Source organism: Allosphingosinicella sp. (assembly GCF_059502505.1).
The window spans coordinates 187,953-203,622 of record NZ_JCACEU010000019.1 but is presented as its reverse complement, the minus strand read 5'-3'; the positions used below and the strand labels follow the sequence as shown (position 1 = coordinate 203,622).

15 protein-coding genes are annotated in these 15,670 nt (G+C 67.3%); 10 read left to right on the top strand and 5 right to left on the bottom strand.

Annotated features, from left to right (window positions below; genetic code table 11):
- Positions 1-73: 73 nt before the first annotated feature.
- From AC5JBD_RS13445 to AC5JBD_RS13435, 3 genes are read left to right on the top strand one after another with little or no spacing between them, the layout of a single operon-like run.
- Positions 74-1,855, top strand: a complete 1,782-nt coding sequence (locus AC5JBD_RS13445) for an N-acetylglutaminylglutamine amidotransferase (RefSeq protein ID WP_495722325.1) — start codon at positions 74-76, stop codon at positions 1,853-1,855.
- On the top strand, positions 1,852-3,594 hold the full coding sequence (ngg, locus tag AC5JBD_RS13440; RefSeq protein ID WP_495722324.1) for an N-acetylglutaminylglutamine synthetase: 1,743 nt from the start codon (positions 1,852-1,854) through the stop codon (positions 3,592-3,594). Before AC5JBD_RS13445 ends, ngg begins: the two co-directional genes overlap by 4 nt.
- Positions 3,575-4,726, top strand: coding sequence for an osmoprotectant NAGGN system M42 family peptidase (locus AC5JBD_RS13435; RefSeq protein ID WP_495722323.1), 1,152 nt, complete (start codon positions 3,575-3,577; stop codon positions 4,724-4,726). Before ngg ends, AC5JBD_RS13435 begins: the two co-directional genes overlap by 20 nt.
- Before the next feature lie 3 nt (positions 4,727-4,729).
- Here the strand turns inward: AC5JBD_RS13435 and AC5JBD_RS13430 are convergent, their stop codons facing one another.
- Positions 4,730-5,236 (bottom strand): helix-turn-helix domain-containing protein, encoded by a 507-nt coding sequence (locus AC5JBD_RS13430; protein WP_495722322.1) that lies wholly within the window; start codon positions 5,234-5,236, stop codon positions 4,730-4,732.
- A 209-nt stretch (positions 5,237-5,445) separates the two neighbouring features.
- On the opposite strand from AC5JBD_RS13430, the gene AC5JBD_RS13425 reads away from it, so the two are divergent.
- The 4 genes from AC5JBD_RS13425 to AC5JBD_RS13410 all read left to right on the top strand — a co-directional run bounded on the left by AC5JBD_RS13425 (position 5,446) and on the right by AC5JBD_RS13410 (position 7,753).
- The gene (locus tag AC5JBD_RS13425) at positions 5,446-6,474 is read left to right on the top strand and encodes a D-alanine--D-alanine ligase family protein (RefSeq protein ID WP_495722321.1); all 1,029 of its coding nucleotides are present in this window, start codon (positions 5,446-5,448) and stop codon (positions 6,472-6,474) included.
- 73 nt (positions 6,475-6,547) lie between these two features.
- On the top strand, positions 6,548-6,895 hold the full coding sequence (locus AC5JBD_RS13420; RefSeq protein WP_495722320.1) for a hypothetical protein: 348 nt from the start codon (positions 6,548-6,550) through the stop codon (positions 6,893-6,895).
- Position 6,896: 1 nt separating this feature from the next.
- Positions 6,897-7,427 carry an RNA polymerase sigma factor gene (locus AC5JBD_RS13415; RefSeq protein WP_495722749.1) on the top strand — a complete coding sequence of 177 codons (531 nt, stop codon included), beginning with the start codon at positions 6,897-6,899 and terminating at the stop codon, positions 7,425-7,427.
- Entirely contained in the window at positions 7,424-7,753 is a 330-nt protein-coding gene (locus tag AC5JBD_RS13410) for a hypothetical protein (protein ID WP_495722319.1), read from the top strand. Before AC5JBD_RS13415 ends, AC5JBD_RS13410 begins: the two co-directional genes overlap by 4 nt.
- Here AC5JBD_RS13410 and AC5JBD_RS13405 read toward each other — a convergent pair.
- From AC5JBD_RS13405 to AC5JBD_RS13395, 3 genes are all read right to left on the bottom strand, one after another.
- Positions 7,735-9,387, bottom strand: a complete 1,653-nt coding sequence (locus AC5JBD_RS13405) for a DUF8614 domain-containing protein (protein ID WP_495722318.1) — start codon at positions 9,385-9,387, stop codon at positions 7,735-7,737. The two genes, AC5JBD_RS13410 and AC5JBD_RS13405, sit on opposite strands and share 19 nt — an antisense overlap.
- 62 nt (positions 9,388-9,449) lie before the next feature.
- Positions 9,450-11,000 (bottom strand): DHA2 family efflux MFS transporter permease subunit, encoded by a 1,551-nt coding sequence (locus AC5JBD_RS13400; protein WP_495722317.1) that lies wholly within the window; start codon positions 10,998-11,000, stop codon positions 9,450-9,452.
- Position 11,001: 1 nt separating this feature from the next.
- Positions 11,002-12,186: an HlyD family secretion protein gene (locus AC5JBD_RS13395; protein ID WP_495722316.1), complete on the bottom strand. Its 1,185-nt coding sequence runs from the start codon at positions 12,184-12,186 to the stop codon at positions 11,002-11,004.
- 107 nt (positions 12,187-12,293) lie between these two features.
- Between AC5JBD_RS13395 and AC5JBD_RS13390 the strand changes: the two genes are divergently transcribed.
- On the top strand, positions 12,294-13,205 hold the full coding sequence (locus AC5JBD_RS13390; protein WP_495722315.1) for a LysR family transcriptional regulator: 912 nt from the start codon (positions 12,294-12,296) through the stop codon (positions 13,203-13,205).
- Here AC5JBD_RS13390 and AC5JBD_RS13385 read toward each other — a convergent pair.
- Positions 13,202-14,608: a glycoside hydrolase family 43 protein gene (locus AC5JBD_RS13385; protein WP_495722314.1), complete on the bottom strand. Its 1,407-nt coding sequence runs from the start codon at positions 14,606-14,608 to the stop codon at positions 13,202-13,204. The genes AC5JBD_RS13390 and AC5JBD_RS13385 overlap by 4 nt on opposite strands.
- Positions 14,609-14,748: 140 nt before the next feature.
- Between AC5JBD_RS13385 and AC5JBD_RS13380 the strand changes: the two genes are divergently transcribed.
- Together AC5JBD_RS13380 and AC5JBD_RS13375 are read left to right on the top strand one after the other, a co-directional pair.
- Complete coding sequence (locus tag AC5JBD_RS13380; protein ID WP_495722313.1) at positions 14,749-15,228, top strand: glycine zipper 2TM domain-containing protein; 480 nt, start codon at positions 14,749-14,751, stop codon at positions 15,226-15,228.
- Positions 15,229-15,292: 64 nt separating this feature from the next.
- Positions 15,293-15,670, top strand: a complete 378-nt coding sequence (locus tag AC5JBD_RS13375; protein ID WP_495722312.1) for a hypothetical protein — start codon at positions 15,293-15,295, stop codon at positions 15,668-15,670.

The following is a 15,670-nucleotide window of genomic DNA, read 5'->3' as shown; positions in this document are numbered from 1 at the left end:
CGGTTGTCAGGGTGAACAGCTTTCTTCGTTCGGGGCCCATGTTACCAGTTTCAGCAAAGGAGGCCCGCGGCCCATGTGCGGCATAGCGGGCGAAATCCGTTTCGACGGCAGCATCGCGGATGCCGACGCCGTCGCGCGGATGATGCGCAGCCAGGCGCGGCGCGGGCCGGATTCATGCGGGCAGCTGATGCGCGGCCGCGTCGGTCTCGGGCACCAGCGGCTGAAGATCATCGACCTGTCGCACCGCTCCGCCCAGCCGATGGTTGACAACGAGCTCGGCCTCGACCTCGTCTTCAACGGCTGCATCTACAATTACCAGGATCTGCGCGGGGAGCTGCAGGCTCTCGGCTATTCCTTCTTCTCGGGCGGCGATACCGAGGTGATCCTGAAGGCCTACCACGCCTGGGGCGTCGATTGCGTGAAGCGCTTCAAGGGCATGTTCGCCTTCGCGCTGCACGAGCGGGAGAGCGGACGCGTCATGCTCGCCCGCGACCGGTTCGGCATCAAGCCGCTCTACATCTCGGAGGTGCCGGGGCGGTTGCGCTTCTCCTCGACGCTGCCGGGCATCGTCGCGGCGGGCGACGTCGACACCTCGGTCGATCCTGAGGCGCTCCAATTCTACATGAGCTGGCACGCCGTCGTGCCGCCGCCCTGGACGATCCTGAAGGGCATAAGGAAGCTGCCGCCCGCTACCGTGCGGGTGATCGAAGAGGATGGCAGCTCCAGGGAGCACCTCTATTGGGACCCGCCGTTCGGTCAGGAAGGCAATGACCGGAGCCGCAGCGCCGGGGAATGGCAGGAGCTGGTGCTCGCCTCCCTACGCACAGCCGTGGAGCGCCGAATGGTTGCGGACGTGCCGGTCGGCGTGCTGCTGTCGGGGGGCGTCGACTCCAGCCTGATCGTCGGCCTGCTGGCCGAGATGGGCCAGCATGGCCTCGCCACCTTCTCGATCGGCTTCGAGGAGGCGCATGGCGAGAAAGGCGACGAGTTCGTCTATTCGGATCTCATCGCGCGCCATTACGCCACCGATCACCACAAATTGTTCGTGCCGTCGGATGATTTGCTGCGCGAGCTCCCCGGCGCGATCGAGGCGATGGCCGAGCCGATGGTGAGCTACGATAATATCGGCTTCTATCTGCTCAGCCGCGAGGTCGCCAAGCACATCAAGGTCGTCCAGTCCGGCCAGGGCGCCGACGAGGTGTTCGCCGGCTATCACTGGTATCCGCCGATGGCCGGCGCCAACGATCCGGTGGCGACCTATGCCCGCGCCTTCTTCGACCGCGATGCAGCGACGCTGAACGAACATCTCGGCTCCGACTGGCGAGACGGCGGCACCTTGCCGCTCGACTTCGTGCGCGAGCATTTCGGCCGCGGCGGCGCCAGCGACCCGGTGGACAAGGCGCTGCGCCTCGATTCCACGGTCATGCTGGTCGACGATCCGGTGAAGCGCGTCGACAACATGACCATGGCCTGGGGCCTGGAGGCGCGTGTCCCCTTCTTGGACCACGATCTGGCCGAGCTCGCCGCGCGCGTGCCGGCCGAGCTGAAGCTGGCCGGCGGCGGCAAGGGCATCCTTAAGGATGTCGCACGCAAGGTGATCCCGGCCGAGGTGATCGACCGGCCCAAGGGCTATTTCCCCGTCCCCGCCCTCAAATATATCGACGGCCCCTATCTGGACCTCGTCCGCGACGCGCTGACCTCGCGAGCGGCGCGGGAGCGCGGGCTTTTCTCCCCGTCCTATCTGGAGCGGCTGTTCGCCGACCCCACCGGACACATCACGCCGCTCCGCGGATCGGAGCTGTGGCAGGTGGGGCTGCTCGAACTCTGGCTCCAGCAGCATGGAGTCGGCGGATGAGAAGGCTCCGCCTGAGACGCCCCTCCCCCTTCTCCCGGCAGCACGCGCCCGGTCCGGAGCCCTCGCCCAACGCGGTCGTCGATTGCGGCTGGGGACGCATCCTGTTCGGCCACACGTTCAAGGACGCTGCCCACCTGGTCTCCGAAATCCGCGCCGAGAACCCGCACACCCGCGACATTGCGATTTACGTCACCGATCCGCACGTGCTGATCGCTTCGGCACCGGCCGAGCTGTTCCTCGATCCTTCCCATACCTATCGGCTGAACCTCAGCACCTATCGGACGGCGGACCGGCGACCCCAGGGCTTCTTCGTCCGGCGTATGGTTCCGGACACGGATGCCGACGCCGTCAACCGGCTCTACGCGCTGCACCGCATGGTGCCGGTCCGCACCGACTTCTTCGACGAGAAGAGCCAGGGACGGACCCTCACCTACTTCGTCGCCGAGGACGAGGAAACGGGCGCGGTGATCGGGACCGTCACCGGCATCGATCATGCGGCAGCATTTGAGGATCCGGAAAAAGGCTCCTCGCTCTGGACGCTGGCGGTGGATCCGCAGACCCCGCACCCGGGCGTCGGCGAGGCGCTGATCCGCTGGCTCGCCGAGCATTATATCGCCCGTGGTGCTGGCTGGATGGACTTGTCCGTCCTGCACGACAATCAAGGCGCGATCGCGCTGTACGAGAAGCTCGGCTTCCACCGCCTGCCGGTGTTCGCCGTAAAGCGCCGCAACGTCATCAACGAGCGGCTGTTCGTCGGCCACGATCCCGCCAAGGCGATGAACCCCTATGCCCGTATCATCATCAACGAGGCCCGTCGCCGCGGCATCGGCGTCGAGGTGATCGACGCCGAGGGCGGCGTCTTCCAGCTGAGCTTCGGCGGCCGCCACGTGCGCTGCCGCGAGAGCCTGTCGGAGCTGACCAGCGCCGTCGCCCTTTCCATCTGCGACGACAAGGCGATGACCCGGCGCATTGTCGAGGCCGCCGGCGTAAAGGTGCCGGAGGAGGTCGAAGCCTCCGACCGCGAGGCCGTGAAGGCGATGCTGGAAAGACACGGCTCGCTCGTGGTCAAGCCCGCGCGCGGCGAGCAGGGCCGCGGCGTCGCCGTCGACTTGGACACGATGGACAGCGTCGAGAAAGCCATCGAGATCGCCTCGACCATATCGGACCGGGTGCTGGTGGAGAGCTTCCACAAAGGCTCCGACCTCCGCCTGATCGTGATCGGCTTCGAGTTGGTCGCCGCGGCGACGAGGCGCCCCGCCGAAGTTGTCGGCAACGGCCGCGACACGGTACGCCAGCTGATCGAACGGCAGAGCCGCCGCCGCGCCGCCGCGACCGGCGGGGAGTCGAAGATCCCGCTCGATGCCGAGACCGAGCGGTGCGTGGCCAAGGCCGGCTATGGGATGGACGAAGTGCCGCCCGAAGGGGTCAGCTTCCCGGTGCGCAAGGCGGCCAACCTGCACACCGGCGGCACGATCCACGACGTGACGAGCCAGGTGCATCCGGCGCTCGCAGAGGCTGCGGTCCGCGTTGCGCGGGCGATCGACATTCCGGTTGTCGGCGTCGACTTCATGGTCCGCGATCCGTCCGAGCCCGATTACGTCTTCATCGAAGCCAACGAGCGGCCCGGCCTCGCCAATCACGAGCCGCAGCCGACCGCCGAGCGCTTCGTCGACCTGCTCTTCCCGCTGAGCATGCCCGCAGCCGCGCCGAGGAGGGCCGATGCCGCTGCCGAACATTGATACGGATTATCTGAGGGCGCAGCTCGAGCGGCTGCTCTCCACCCCCTCCCCCACCGGCTATACGGACACGGTCGTCCGCTACGTCTCGGAGGAGCTGGAGCGGCTCGGCGTCCCCTACTCCGTCACCCGGCGGGGCGCGATCCTGGCGCTCTATCGCGGCCGCGAGGTCGAGGGCGCGCGTGCGATCGTCGCCCATCTGGACACGCTCGGCGCGACCGTGAAGATGATCAAGGACAATGGCCGGCTCGAGCTGGTGCCGATCGGCACCTGGTCGGCGCGGGCGGCGGAATATTCGCGCTGCACGATCTTCTCGGACCAGGGCTCGTTCCGCGGCACGATCCTGCCGCTCAAGGCCTCGGGCCACACCTTCAACGAGGAGGTCGACACCCAGCCGGTCGGCTGGCCTCATATCGAGGTGCGCATCGACGCCGACTGCTATGACCGCGCGTCGACCGAGGCGCTCGGCATCCATATCGGCGACTTCGTCGCGATCGATCCCGGCACCGAGATTCTGGACAACGGCTATATCGTGTCGCGTCACCTGGACGACAAAGCCGGCTGCGCGATCGCCCTCGCTGCGCTGAAGGCGATGGTCGACGAGGGCGTCGAGACACCCGTCGATATCCATTTCATCTTCACGATCACGGAGGAGGTGGGCTCCGGCGCGTCGGCGGTTTTGCTCGATAACGTCGTCGCCATGGTCTCGATCGACAACGGGACCACCGCGCCCGGACAGAACAGCTCCGAATTCGGCGTCACCGTCGCCATGGCCGACCAGGTCGGGCCGTTCGATTATTATCTCACCCGCAAGCTGATCCGCCTCTGCGAGGAGAACGCTATCCGCTACCAGCGCGACGTCTTCCGCTATTACCGCTCCGACAGCGCCTCGGCCCTCGAAGGCGGCGCCGACGTGCGCACCGCGCTCATCACCTTCGGCATCGACGCCAGCCACGGCTACGAGCGCATCCACGCCCATTCGCTCAAGTCACTGGCGGAATTGATCGTGCTCTATGCCTCGAGCCCGGTGGAGATCAGGCGCGATCTCGAAGAGCTGGCCGGCATCGAAGGCTTCACCGAGCAACCGACCGAGCCTGCCCCCCACAGCGAGGACGATCCCTCGCTGCACGAATAAGGATCAGACGAAGCAGGCGGGATCGCCGGCTCTGGTGACGAGCTGCGGCTGCTCCTCGTCCTGGACCGCGGAGACGAGATCGAACGCGTCCTCTTCCTGCTTCAACTCGAGCCGGCTCGCCTCGTATGTGGCGACCGAGCAGAGGCGCGGCCAATCGAGCACGCGCAACGTGGCGGCGTCGCATTCGATCACCTGCGAGAGCGACAGCAAGGCGAGCGTGCGCTTCACCTTGCAGAGGCTGACGCCGAGCGCGTCGGCGATGTCATTACGGGTCAGCGGGAGCGCCGCGTCGGCATCGATCCGGCGCCGGGCGAGCTGGAAGCCGAGCTCGCACAGCAGATAGGCAATGCGCCCGCGCGTGTTGCGGCGAGTGTCGTCGGCGCGCTCGGCAGCCGTCGCGGCGAGCAAGGCCGCGCGATAGTTCCAGCCGGCATCGTCCACCTGCGGCCGCGCGAACAGGAAGGGCAGCGCCGCCACGGACGGCGGCAAGGAAGCGATCTGCGTCGCCATGGATGAAGGTCTCCGAGAGCCCGCCCGAAAGAACGCCGGACGGAAGATAAACTCTGCCTTCTCAACCCGTTGAGCGCCGTTCCCGTTCCTGGAAATGTGCCTAACACTGGTTAAGCTCGTTCCGCTTCCGAATATTTTTGGTGCGGATTCATCCAGCACCCGCCGCACCGGCATCAAAGAGGCAGGACTAGCAGCCGGAGTGACGCGTCGTGGAATATGTGAAGCAGGAACAAGGCCCTCTGGGCATTCTCGCCGAGGACAAGGAGCGGCTGCGCGTCCTTTTCCTCGCCAAGCACGCACTGTCGGGCGGCGTGCCCGATGCGGAGGACGGCACCCACGCCGTCTATCATCACGAGATGCTGACGACGCTGCGCGAGATCGGCCTCGCCGTGACGCCGGCGAGCAGCTTCGACGCGATCCAGGCGCGGCCCGACGCGGACTATGTCGTGACGCTCCTCAACCGCGGCGGCTTCCTCAACAGCGAGATGCTGGGGCCGCTGCTCCTGACACGGCACGGCATCCCCTATCTCGGCGCGACGCCAATCCTGCGCGGCCTCAGCGACGACAAGCATCTGATGAAGGTGGTCGCGCGGCATCTGGGCGTGCCGGTCACCGACTGGGTCTGCGTCCGCCGCGGCCAGGGCGAGGTCCAGCCGCCGCCCTTCGCATGGGAGCGGCTGGTGGTGAAGCCCAATGCCAGCTCCGCCTCCTGGGGCGTCAAGATCCTCGACGACTGGAGCGAGGCGAAGGCGCATGCAGAGGGCATTCTCGCCTCCGGCCACGACGTGATCATCGAGCCCTATGCGCCGCTGATCGACATCGCCGTGCCGGTGATCGGCGCGCGCGGGCCCTGGCTGCTGCCGGCGACCGGCTATTTCCCGAAGGCGACGGGCACGATGCGCTCCTACGAGGAGAAGCGCGGCCTCGTCGCGGTCGAAGACGATCCGCTCGAGACGATCGACGATCCGGAGCTGGTCGAGCGGCTCGAAGCGCAGACGCAGTTGCTGATCGGCGAGCTGTGGCCGTTCGACTATGGCCGCTTCGAATATCGCTACGATCCGGCGACCGGAGACATCCGCTTCATGGAGGTCAACCTCTCCTGCAACCTCTGGTCGAAGAAGACCATCTCCCGCGCCGCCCGCGCGGTCGGCATGAGCCATGCCGAACTGGTCGAGACGATCCTTGCCCAGTCGATGCTCCGCCAGGGGGTCGTGAGCCAGATCGTCCGACGGTGCTGAGTTGGCCCAATTTCCGCTACCGTTCGCTGCCTCGATCCTCCAAACCGATGCTTCAGGTTCGGGAGGCGCGGTAGTGGATCAGGAGCTGTTGCTGGCGTTCATCGCGATGGGCCTGTTCATCGTCGCCTTCCACGTGATGCGGGTGCGGCAGGATGCTCATCTCCACCAGACGCTGCAGGAGGCGATCAGGGCCAATTCGCCGATCGTCCCGGAGCTGATGGAGCAGTTGAAGGACCGCCCGCGCCGGCGTGTGCAGACCACCGGCTTCGTCCTCATCGCCATCGCCGTGGCCATCCTCCTCTCCGGCTTCGTCCAAGGCGGCGAAACCAATATCCGCAGCGCCGCTGGGGCGGCGATCTTCCCTGCCTTCATCGGGATCGTCATCGTCTGGCGGGCGATCCTGAAGAGGCAGGGAGGCTGAGCTGGAGCCGGCCGATGACGCACTTGCCTCCGCCGCGGCAGCGGGCGATCGGGCCGCGTTCAGCGCGCTCGTGCGGCGGCACGAACGGGTCGTCAGGGGCTTCCTGATGCGGCTGGCGCCCGAGTTCGGCAATTCCGACGACCTGGCCCAGGAGACCTTCCTGCGCGCCTGGACCCGCGCCGGCAGCTATGGCGGTGGCGGCCGCTACCGCTCCTGGCTGCTCGGCATCGCCTGGAACGCGTTCCTGATGGACGCGCGGACGCGGCGGCGGCGGCCGCCCGCTTATGCGGGGCAGGCGCTGGCACCGGAGTCGAGCGCCGCCGCCACCGCGGAGCAGGAGGCGATCGTGGCGGACGCGATGAAGCGGCTGAAGCCGGAGGACCGGGCGGCGGTGGTGCTCTGCCACGTGCTCGGCCACAGCCACCAGGAGGCGGCGGCGATCCTCGGCTTCCCGCTCGGCTCGCTGAAGAGCCGCGTCGCGCGCGGCACCGCGCAGCTCATGAAGCTGCTCGGCAACGGAGATCAGGCATGACCCCGGAAGAACTCGCACGGCGGCTGGCGATCCCGGAGCGGGGGCCGGACGAAGGGTTCGTGCTGCGTGTCGACCGGACCATCGACATCGAGGTCGCCGACCGTGCGGCCGCGCGAGCCCGGCGCGAGGAGGTGGTGATCGAGCTGCTCGCGGCTGCGGCCCTGTTCCTCGCCGCGCGCCATATCCTTTCGGTCGGCGACGAGGCCGTGGAACTGGTCCTGCCGCTGCTCAGCGAGGTCGGCGGCCTCGCTTTGGTCGCGGCGACCCTGTTCCTCTTCGTGACCCTGCTCTCAACGGAGCGGTTCGGTCAAACCCGGTCGGGGTAGTTGGGCTGGATGTCGGTCGGTATGCCCGACGTGGCGGCAAGCACGGTGCGGGCATTGTCGTCGAGCCGGGCATAGCGTTCGAAGAAGGCCTTGGTGCCCGCATAATCGCCATTGCCCTGCAGGCGGACGAGATCGGCGGTGAGCTCGCGAAGGCCCTGCTCCATCCGGTCGAAGTTCACCCGGAAGCGCTTCTGGTCCGGCACCCACTCGAAGGCGCCTTTCTCCTTCAGGTAGCTATACTGCATCGCCGCGCCGCGGCCGTGGGCCTCGTCGATGCCGAAGCGGACGGCGCGGAAGATGCCGGCGAAATAGGTCGCCAGCGCCTGCTCGCGCTCGGCGGGCGGCAGCTCGCCGCGGCTCATCATGTAGAGGATGTTGTGCATCCCCATGACGTCGGCCTTCGCCTCCTCGCTGGCTGAATAGACGTCCTTCAGCTCGGCGTTGACGGTGGTTTGGCGGCCGCCGACGGCGATCGTGCCCGGCCCGAGGCTGTGCGACAGTTCGTGGAAGAGCGTCTCGTTGGTCATATATTCCTTCGAGACCAGCCGGGCCTGCTCCGGCACCAGCACCTGGCTCGCCATCGGCGCGAGGATCCGGTCATATTTGGCGCCGAGCACGTTGGCGAGGATCACCTTCTTGGCGCCCTTCGCCTCTCGCACCCGTTCGTCGTTGGGCAGGTTGAACGCGACCGTCTGCACGCCGGGAACATTGTCGCCGCCGCCATGGACCTGATCGGCGACCAGGATCGGCGAATTGAACGGCCGGTTGAAATTCTTGTAGCGGTCCTCGACCGGCAGATTCTGCTCCATGTCGCGGAGCAGCCCCTTGTACTTTTCGAGCGCGCCGCTCTCCCGCGGGTCCTGCACGGTGACGAAGGATTCGAACGCGGTCTTGGTGCCGTAGAGGCCGTCCGTATAGACCTCGTAGGGCCCAATCACGACTTCGATCGGCGTGCCGCTGACATCCATCCAGGCGAGTTCGGACTCATAGTAGTCGTTCGTGCGGAAGGCTTGCGCCCTGAGGTTCAGGAACCGCTTCAAGCTGGCGTTGGTGGTCGTCTGCGCGGCCTGCTCGAGCAGCTTCGCCGCCGGCTCCAGCCATTGCTTATATTCGACGCTGTAAGGGACGGCGACGAGACGATCTCCCTGCCGCTTCACGACCGTATAGCCGCTGGTGAGCTCTTCCTTCTGCGCCGGATTGGCGGCGAGATAGGCTTCGAACTGCTCCTTGGTGAGGTCCGCCGGATAGAAGCCGGCGCCGGCCGGCATCGGGCTGTCGCCGTGGAAGGTGTGGTTTTCGGAGAGCGTGTCCCACGGGCCGAAGTGAAGGTCGAACATGTCGAGCAGCGCCGCGTCGCCGCCCGCTTCGATCGCCGCCCTGACCTCAGGATTTTCGGCCGAGCGCTGGCGCAGGTAGATCGGGTTCATCAGCTCCGCCGCCTGGATGAGCAGATTCACCACCTGCCGCTCCTCGGCGTTGAGGAAGCTGAGGTTCGGGTTCATGTCGATGCGCGCGATCTTCGCCCGCGACGCCGCCATGTCGTAGGCTCCGGCGCCCGCTTCCTTCGGAGCCTCGGCAGCCGGCTGGGTGCAGGCGGCGGTGGCAAGCAAAGCGGCAAGGATCAGTCTACGCATCACATCCTCCTCGAAGGCACGGCGCCTCTTAGCGCGGCCGCGGGAGGATGGCCAATCGCCGCCTAGTGACCGGGGCCGCCGGCGGCCTTGGCCTGGCGAGTGAACATCACCAGCGGGACGAGCACAGCGAAGGCGAGCGTCAGCACGATGAAGACGTTGTTGAGGGCCATCACCATCGCCTCCCGCTCGACCATGCCGGCAAGCTGCGCCAGCGCCGCCGCCGAGGGATCGGCAACCCCCTGGGCCGCCAGGCTCGCGCTGGTCTGGTCGAGCCAGCCCTGCGCGTCCGCGTGGCCGGTCGAAACGGCCGTGGCGAGTTCGGTGCGGTGAAGCGCCTGGCCGCTGTCGATAAGCGTATTGATGATGGCAAGCCCGAGCGCGCCGCCGAGGTTGCGGGTCAGGTTGAAGAGACCCGACGCATTCTGGACCCGGTCCGACGACAGCGTGCCCATTGCGAGACCCGTCATCGGGATCATGCACATCATGATGCCGGAGCCGCGCAGGACCTGCGGCAGCGCCAGCTCCCAGAAGCCGCTCTGGGCGGTGAGCTGGGCATTCTCCCACATGCCGACCGCAGTGAGCATGATGCCGACCGACAGCAGGATCCTGAGGTCGACCTTGCCCTGCAGCTTGCCCACTATGGGCGCGGTGAAGAACATGGCGATGCCGGTCACCATCATCACCTCGCCGATCTCGATCGAATTGTAGCCTCTCACGCCGCCCAGGAAGAGCGGCATCAGGTAGACCGATCCGTAGAGGCCGAAGCCGGCGATCACCGACACGATCGAGCCGACGAGGAAGTTGCGGTTGGCGAACACCCTGAGGTCCACGATCGGCGCGGCGGAGGTGAACGCCCGCCAGAAGAAGAGCGCGCCGCCTGTGACCATGACGATGCTCATGATCAGCACCATGTCGTCGGCAAGCCAGTCGTGGCCCGGCCCTTCCTCCAGCACGAATTCGAGGCTGCCGAGGAACAGGGCCATGCCGACGAGGCCGAGTATGTCGATGCGGCGGAGCAGCGCCGGCTCGGCCGCGCGAAGCGGGCTGAAACGCCACACCATGAAGGCGGCGGCCGCACCGGGAACGATGTTGATCAGGAACAGCCAGTGCCAGCCGAGCGCCTCGGTGAGCCAGCCGCCGAGCGTGGGGCCGATCGAAGGCGCCAGAGTGGAGACCATGCCGACCAGCACGATCGCCGGTCCGCGCTTCGCCTCCGGGAAGAGGATGAACAGCGCCGCCATGGTCGTCGGGATCATCCCGCCGCCGAGGAAGCCTTGGAGCGTCCGGAAGACGATCAGCGACTGGATGTCCCAGGCGAGGGCGCAGAGCAGGCTCATGAAGGTGAAGCCGCTCACCGAGATCAGGAACAGCTTCCGCATCGACAGCGCGCGCCCGAGCAGGCCGGACAAGGGGATCGCGATCACCTCGGCGATCAGGTAGCTGGTCTGCACCCAGGCGATCTCATCGGCCGAGGCCGAGACGCCCGCCTGGATCTCGCGCAAGCTGGAGGCGACGATCTGGATGTCCAGGATCGCCATGAAATTGCCGAGGATCATCGCGAGATAGCCCGCCCAGATCGCCCGGGCGGACAAGGTCTGCCCCTGCCCTGTCATGCTAGCCTCGCGTGTCGACGGTCGCTTCGACCGACAGGCCGGGCCGCAGCAGCTGCGCGGCGAGGCCGTTCCTCTCGACCGCGATCTTCACCGGGACGCGCTGGACGATCTTGGTGAAGTTGCCGGTGGCGCTGTCTGTCGGGATCAAAGCGAACTGCGCGCCGGAGGCCGGGGCGAGGCTCTCGACGCGCCCGTGGATCGGGAGGCCCGGATAGGCGTCGACATGGAGCTCGACCGGCTGGCCGACCTTCATCTTCTCGAGCTGCGTCTCCTTGAAGTTGGCGACGACATAGCTTTCCTGCATCGGCACGACCGCGAGCAGCTGCTGGCCGGCGCGGACGAGCTGGCCCTCGCGCACCGCGCGATTGCCGACGACGCCGTCGACCGGCGCGCGGACCACGGTCCGCTGGAGGTCGAGCTTCGCCGTCCGCAGCGCCGCCTCGGCCGCTTGAACCTGCGCCCGGGCAGCGGCGACGCCTGCGTCGGCGCGGGACGTGCCGGCGGCAAGCGCCCCGGCCTGGCCCTGCTGCGCGGCGACGGCGGCACGCGCCGCAACCACTGCGGCGCGCGAGGCCTGTGCCTCCGCCCGCGCCTGATCGAGCCGTGCACGGGTCGTCCAGCCGCGCTGGGCAAGCTCCGAAAAACGCGCTTCGTCGGCGGCAGCGCGTGCGGCGGTCGCCTGCGCGGCGGCAACGTTCGCACTCGCCTGCCCGATGACGCCGGACTGCGCGCCGAGCTCGGCGCCCGCCGAGCGTCGTCCGGCGATGGCGGTCTCGACCGCCGCGCGCGCATTGGCGAGATCCGCCTCGGCCTTGGCGACGCGCGCCTGATAGTCGGCCGCCTCGATCACCATCAGCACCTGACCCGCCTTCACCCGCTCGTTGTCGGAGACGGCAAGCTTGGCGACATAGCCTTCAACCTTCGCCGCGACGGGAGTGATATCCGCGCGCACATAGGCGTTGTCGGTCGATTCCTGGTGGGCCCAGACGGCGTTATACTGATAGCCAAGGCCGGCTCCGGCGAGCAGCAGAAGGCCGCCGATCCCGCCGATAATGACCTTCTTCCGCCGCTTCGGGCGAACCTTTTCCTCGGCGGGCGCGGGAGCCTCGACATGGGGCTCCGCCCCCGGCTCGCGCTTCAGCGCCTCGGGCACTTCGTTGCGCACGACCAGTGCGAGTTCGGCCACGATCTGAATCCTTCCCTGTTTCGGATGTCTGAACCTTTATGGTCGTCCGCAGAGCCTTCCAGTAGTGGGCCAATCTGGGCTACAGCGTTCCAGATATGGAACGATCTGTGCGGCACCTCGAGGAGATGGCGATCTTCGCCAAGGTAGGTGAGCTCGGCACCATTTCGGCCGCGGCGCGCGCGCTCGGCCTTCCCAAGTCGAGCGTCAGCCGCGCGGTGGCGAAGCTCGAAAACGTCTTCTCCGCGCGCCTGGTGGAGCGCAGCACCCGCAGCGTCACGCTGACGGAGATCGGCCGCGCCCTCCACGCCCATTGTCTCAATCTCGTAGCCGAAGCCGAAAATGCGGAGGCGGAGATCGCAGCCCATCAGGGCCACCCCTCCGGCCGGCTGCGCGTCTCGGCGCCCTATTCGATGGGGCATATCGTGCTGCGCCCATTTCTCCCCGGCTTCCTGGAGCGCTATCCGGACGTCGATCTCCAGCTTCAGCTCACCGATCGCACGCTCAACCCCGTCACCGACGGCTATGACGTCGTCATCCGCATCGGCTGGCTTGAGGATTCGAACCTGATCGCTCGCAAGATCGCCGATGTGAATGCGGTGCTCGTCGCCAGCCGCAAATATCTGGATGTGCACGGCCTCCCGAAGTCGGTGGAGGAGCTCGCGAACCACGCCGTCGTCGGACTGCCGACAAACGAGTCCTTCCCGCTCCAGCTGACCAACGGGTCCGACCGCTTCGACGTGCGCGTGTGGCCCCGCTTCGCCTGCAACGATCCGATGATGAACCTGCAGATGGTGGAGCAGGGATATGCGCTCGCGCCCGTCTCGCTGTTCGTCGCGGCGCACAAGGTCGCAAGCGGCGAACTGATCCGCGTCCTGCCCGACTACCAGATCTACAACCCGCCGACCGTCTATGCCCTCTATGCCGGCCGCACCGCGCTATCGCCCAAGATCGCCGTGTTCCTCGACTTCCTCAAGGAAGTGGCCGACCGGGTCCGCGGCGGCGGCGGCCTGCGGGTCTAGACCAGCTCGACCCCGTCCGCGCCGAAGCGCAGCCGGGCCGTCAGCAGCGCGCGGAAAGCATTGTAGCCGCCGGTCTCCGGGAAATAGGCGTGGAAAAAGAGCTGCGGCTCGCCGTCGAGGCCCGGCGCGACGGAGGCGTGGCCCGGCGCCCACCAGGTGCGGGTCGACTTGAGCAAAGGCTCCGGCTGCTTGACGTAAGGCCCGAGCGGGTGGTCGGCCACCGCGACGCCGATGCCGTAATTGGGCGTGCAGAAGTCGTTGCCGGCATAGAAGAGCCAGTAACGCCCCCCTTGCTTCGTCACCCACGGCCCCTCGATGAGATGGCCTTCCCAATCGAGGTCATTGGCGAGGACGATGGTGGGCTCGCCGAGGAAGGACGTGCCGTCCGCGGAGAGCCGCTGGGCGCGGATCGGCGTGCGCATCGCCTCGACGATGTGCCCGGCATGGGCGAAGTCCTCGAGCACGCGGCGCACCCTCGGCCAGACGGCGAGCGCAGCCTCGATCAGCGGCTGCATCAGGAAGAAGCGCTCCATCGGCCGGCGACCATTCGCCCAAGGCTGGACGGCGGCGGCGAAGGCGGCGGTGCGGCGATCCTCCTCGCTGTCGAACAATTGGGCGATCAGCTCCGGATGCTCGCGGAACAGCCCGGCAAGCGGCCGCGGCCAGACGCCGTTCGTGTCGGCCTTCCAGAACAGATACGGATTGCCCTCGTCATCGAGGAGAATGTGAGAGTCGATCACGCCCCCGCTCATCGGCGGTTTGGGCGCCTCAGGATCGGCGGGCGGGTAGAGCAGGATTCCGCCGGTGATCAGCGGCCGGCCGAGGTCCTGCCAGGGTCCGGCCGGGTGCGCGCTCTTGGCGAGGCCGATGGCGAGCGCGTTGTTTTTCTCCCGCGCCGTGTAGACGAGCCAATATTCGTCGCCGACCCTAGCCATTTCCGGCGCCCAGAAATCGGCGACATGCCGCCCCTGCGCCGTCCAGTCCGGCGCGCGCCCCTCCGGAAAGACGAAGCCGACCGGCTCCCAGCTCTGCAGATCGTCGGAGCGCAGGATCGGGAAGGCATCGGGCGCGTCGTTCGAGGTTGCGACGAGATAATAGCCCTCCTCCGTCTTCAGCACCGCCGGATCGCCATAGCCGGCGAGGATGCGGGGGCTGAGATTATCGGTGATGAGCGGCTGCCAGCCCGGATGATGCTCGCCGTCCGGCGGCGAGGCTTCGAAATCGTGCGTCGCGCGCGTGCCGAAGTCGCGCGCCAGCTCCCGATAGAAGGCCGCATAATCGTCCTGATCGCCACCGGGCAGATGATAGTGACGGGTCTCGCCGCCTCGGGTGACCGTGAAACGGGTCCCCTCTCCTTCGGCGACGGCCTGGACGTCGAATGGAATCGCTTCGCTCTCGATCATGGCGCGCCGGATAAAGAGGTGGCTCAACGCCGCAAGCGAAAAATCATACAAATTAACCAGATTGCGCCGCCGTAAGGATTCACCATAGGTTCAGCGTGACGGCTTTCTTCTGTCGCGTATCAACGGGAGGGAATCTTTGTATGCGTAAGCTCGACATCATGCTGGCTCTGGCGCTCATGCCGGTGCTCACGGCGCCCGCTCTTGCCCAGACGGCGGAACAGGAACGGCGGTGGGACGAGGCGCAGGACCGCTATCGGGCCGAGACGGACCGCTATGAGCGCGAGCGCGACCTCTACATGTCGGCGCTGGAGCGGGCCCGCGACCGCGGCCGCTACGAAACCAACTATGACGCCGCGCGCGACTATCGGGATGGACCCAATTATGCCGAGCGCCGGCTCAGCGCCGAGGATGAGGTCTATCGCGGCTCCGACGGACGCTATTATTGCAAGCGCGGCGACGGCACGACCGGCCTCGTCATCGGCGGCGCGGCAGGCGGCATCCTCGGCAACGTCATCGACGGGGGCCGGCACCGTGGCGCTGGCACGCTGATCGGCGGCGCCTTGGGTGCGCTGTTCGGGCGCAGCGTCGAGCAGAACCAGAACGAGATGCGCTGCCGCTGAGCCGCTGGCGGCGGGCGTAGCGACGGGTTATGCGACCATTTCAGCCAAGGCTCGTTGATCGTCCATGACCAAGTCCGCCACCGAAGTGATGCAGGAGATCGTCTTCTCGGCGATGGTCGACGCGCTCGACGCGCTGAAGGCCGCGTCAAAGGGCGTCCCGAACACGCTGCTTCGCGACATCAACGCGGTCCACGCCAACGCCACCTTCGCCGATCTGCCGAAGGAGCTTCAGGCGGCGATCACGGCCAGCGTCCGCTCGGCCCTCAACCGCCTCAACAAGGAAGGCTATTCGGTCGCCCCGATGAACGCCCCGCCCCCGCGCCGCCCGCCGCCGCGCCCGGAGGTGGTAGGCCGTGGAGACGACAAGCGCCGCCGCCCGGGTCCGCCACGAGGCCGCACCCCGCCGGCAGGCCCGCGCGGACCGAGGCGCGGACCCAAATAG

Excerpts from the sequence above, each read along its gene's own strand:
- AC5JBD_RS13445 (WP_495722325.1), top strand. The coding sequence starts at position 74 with ATGTGCGGCATAGCGGGCGAAATCCGTTTCGACGGCAGCATCGCGGAT.
- ngg (WP_495722324.1), top strand. The coding sequence starts at position 1,852 with ATGAGAAGGCTCCGCCTGAGACGCCCCTCCCCCTTCTCCCGGCAGCAC.
- AC5JBD_RS13435 (WP_495722323.1), top strand. The coding sequence starts at position 3,575 with ATGCCGCTGCCGAACATTGATACGGATTATCTGAGGGCGCAGCTCGAG.
- AC5JBD_RS13430 (WP_495722322.1), bottom strand. The coding sequence starts at position 5,236 with ATGGCGACGCAGATCGCTTCCTTGCCGCCGTCCGTGGCGGCGCTGCCC.
- AC5JBD_RS13410 (WP_495722319.1), top strand. The coding sequence starts at position 7,424 with ATGACCCCGGAAGAACTCGCACGGCGGCTGGCGATCCCGGAGCGGGGG.
- AC5JBD_RS13405 (WP_495722318.1), bottom strand. The coding sequence starts at position 9,387 with ATGCGTAGACTGATCCTTGCCGCTTTGCTTGCCACCGCCGCCTGCACC.
- AC5JBD_RS13400 (WP_495722317.1), bottom strand. The coding sequence starts at position 11,000 with ATGACAGGGCAGGGGCAGACCTTGTCCGCCCGGGCGATCTGGGCGGGC.
- AC5JBD_RS13385 (WP_495722314.1), bottom strand. The coding sequence starts at position 14,608 with ATGATCGAGAGCGAAGCGATTCCATTCGACGTCCAGGCCGTCGCCGAA.
- AC5JBD_RS13380 (WP_495722313.1), top strand. The coding sequence starts at position 14,749 with ATGCGTAAGCTCGACATCATGCTGGCTCTGGCGCTCATGCCGGTGCTC.
- AC5JBD_RS13375 (WP_495722312.1), top strand. The coding sequence starts at position 15,293 with ATGACCAAGTCCGCCACCGAAGTGATGCAGGAGATCGTCTTCTCGGCG.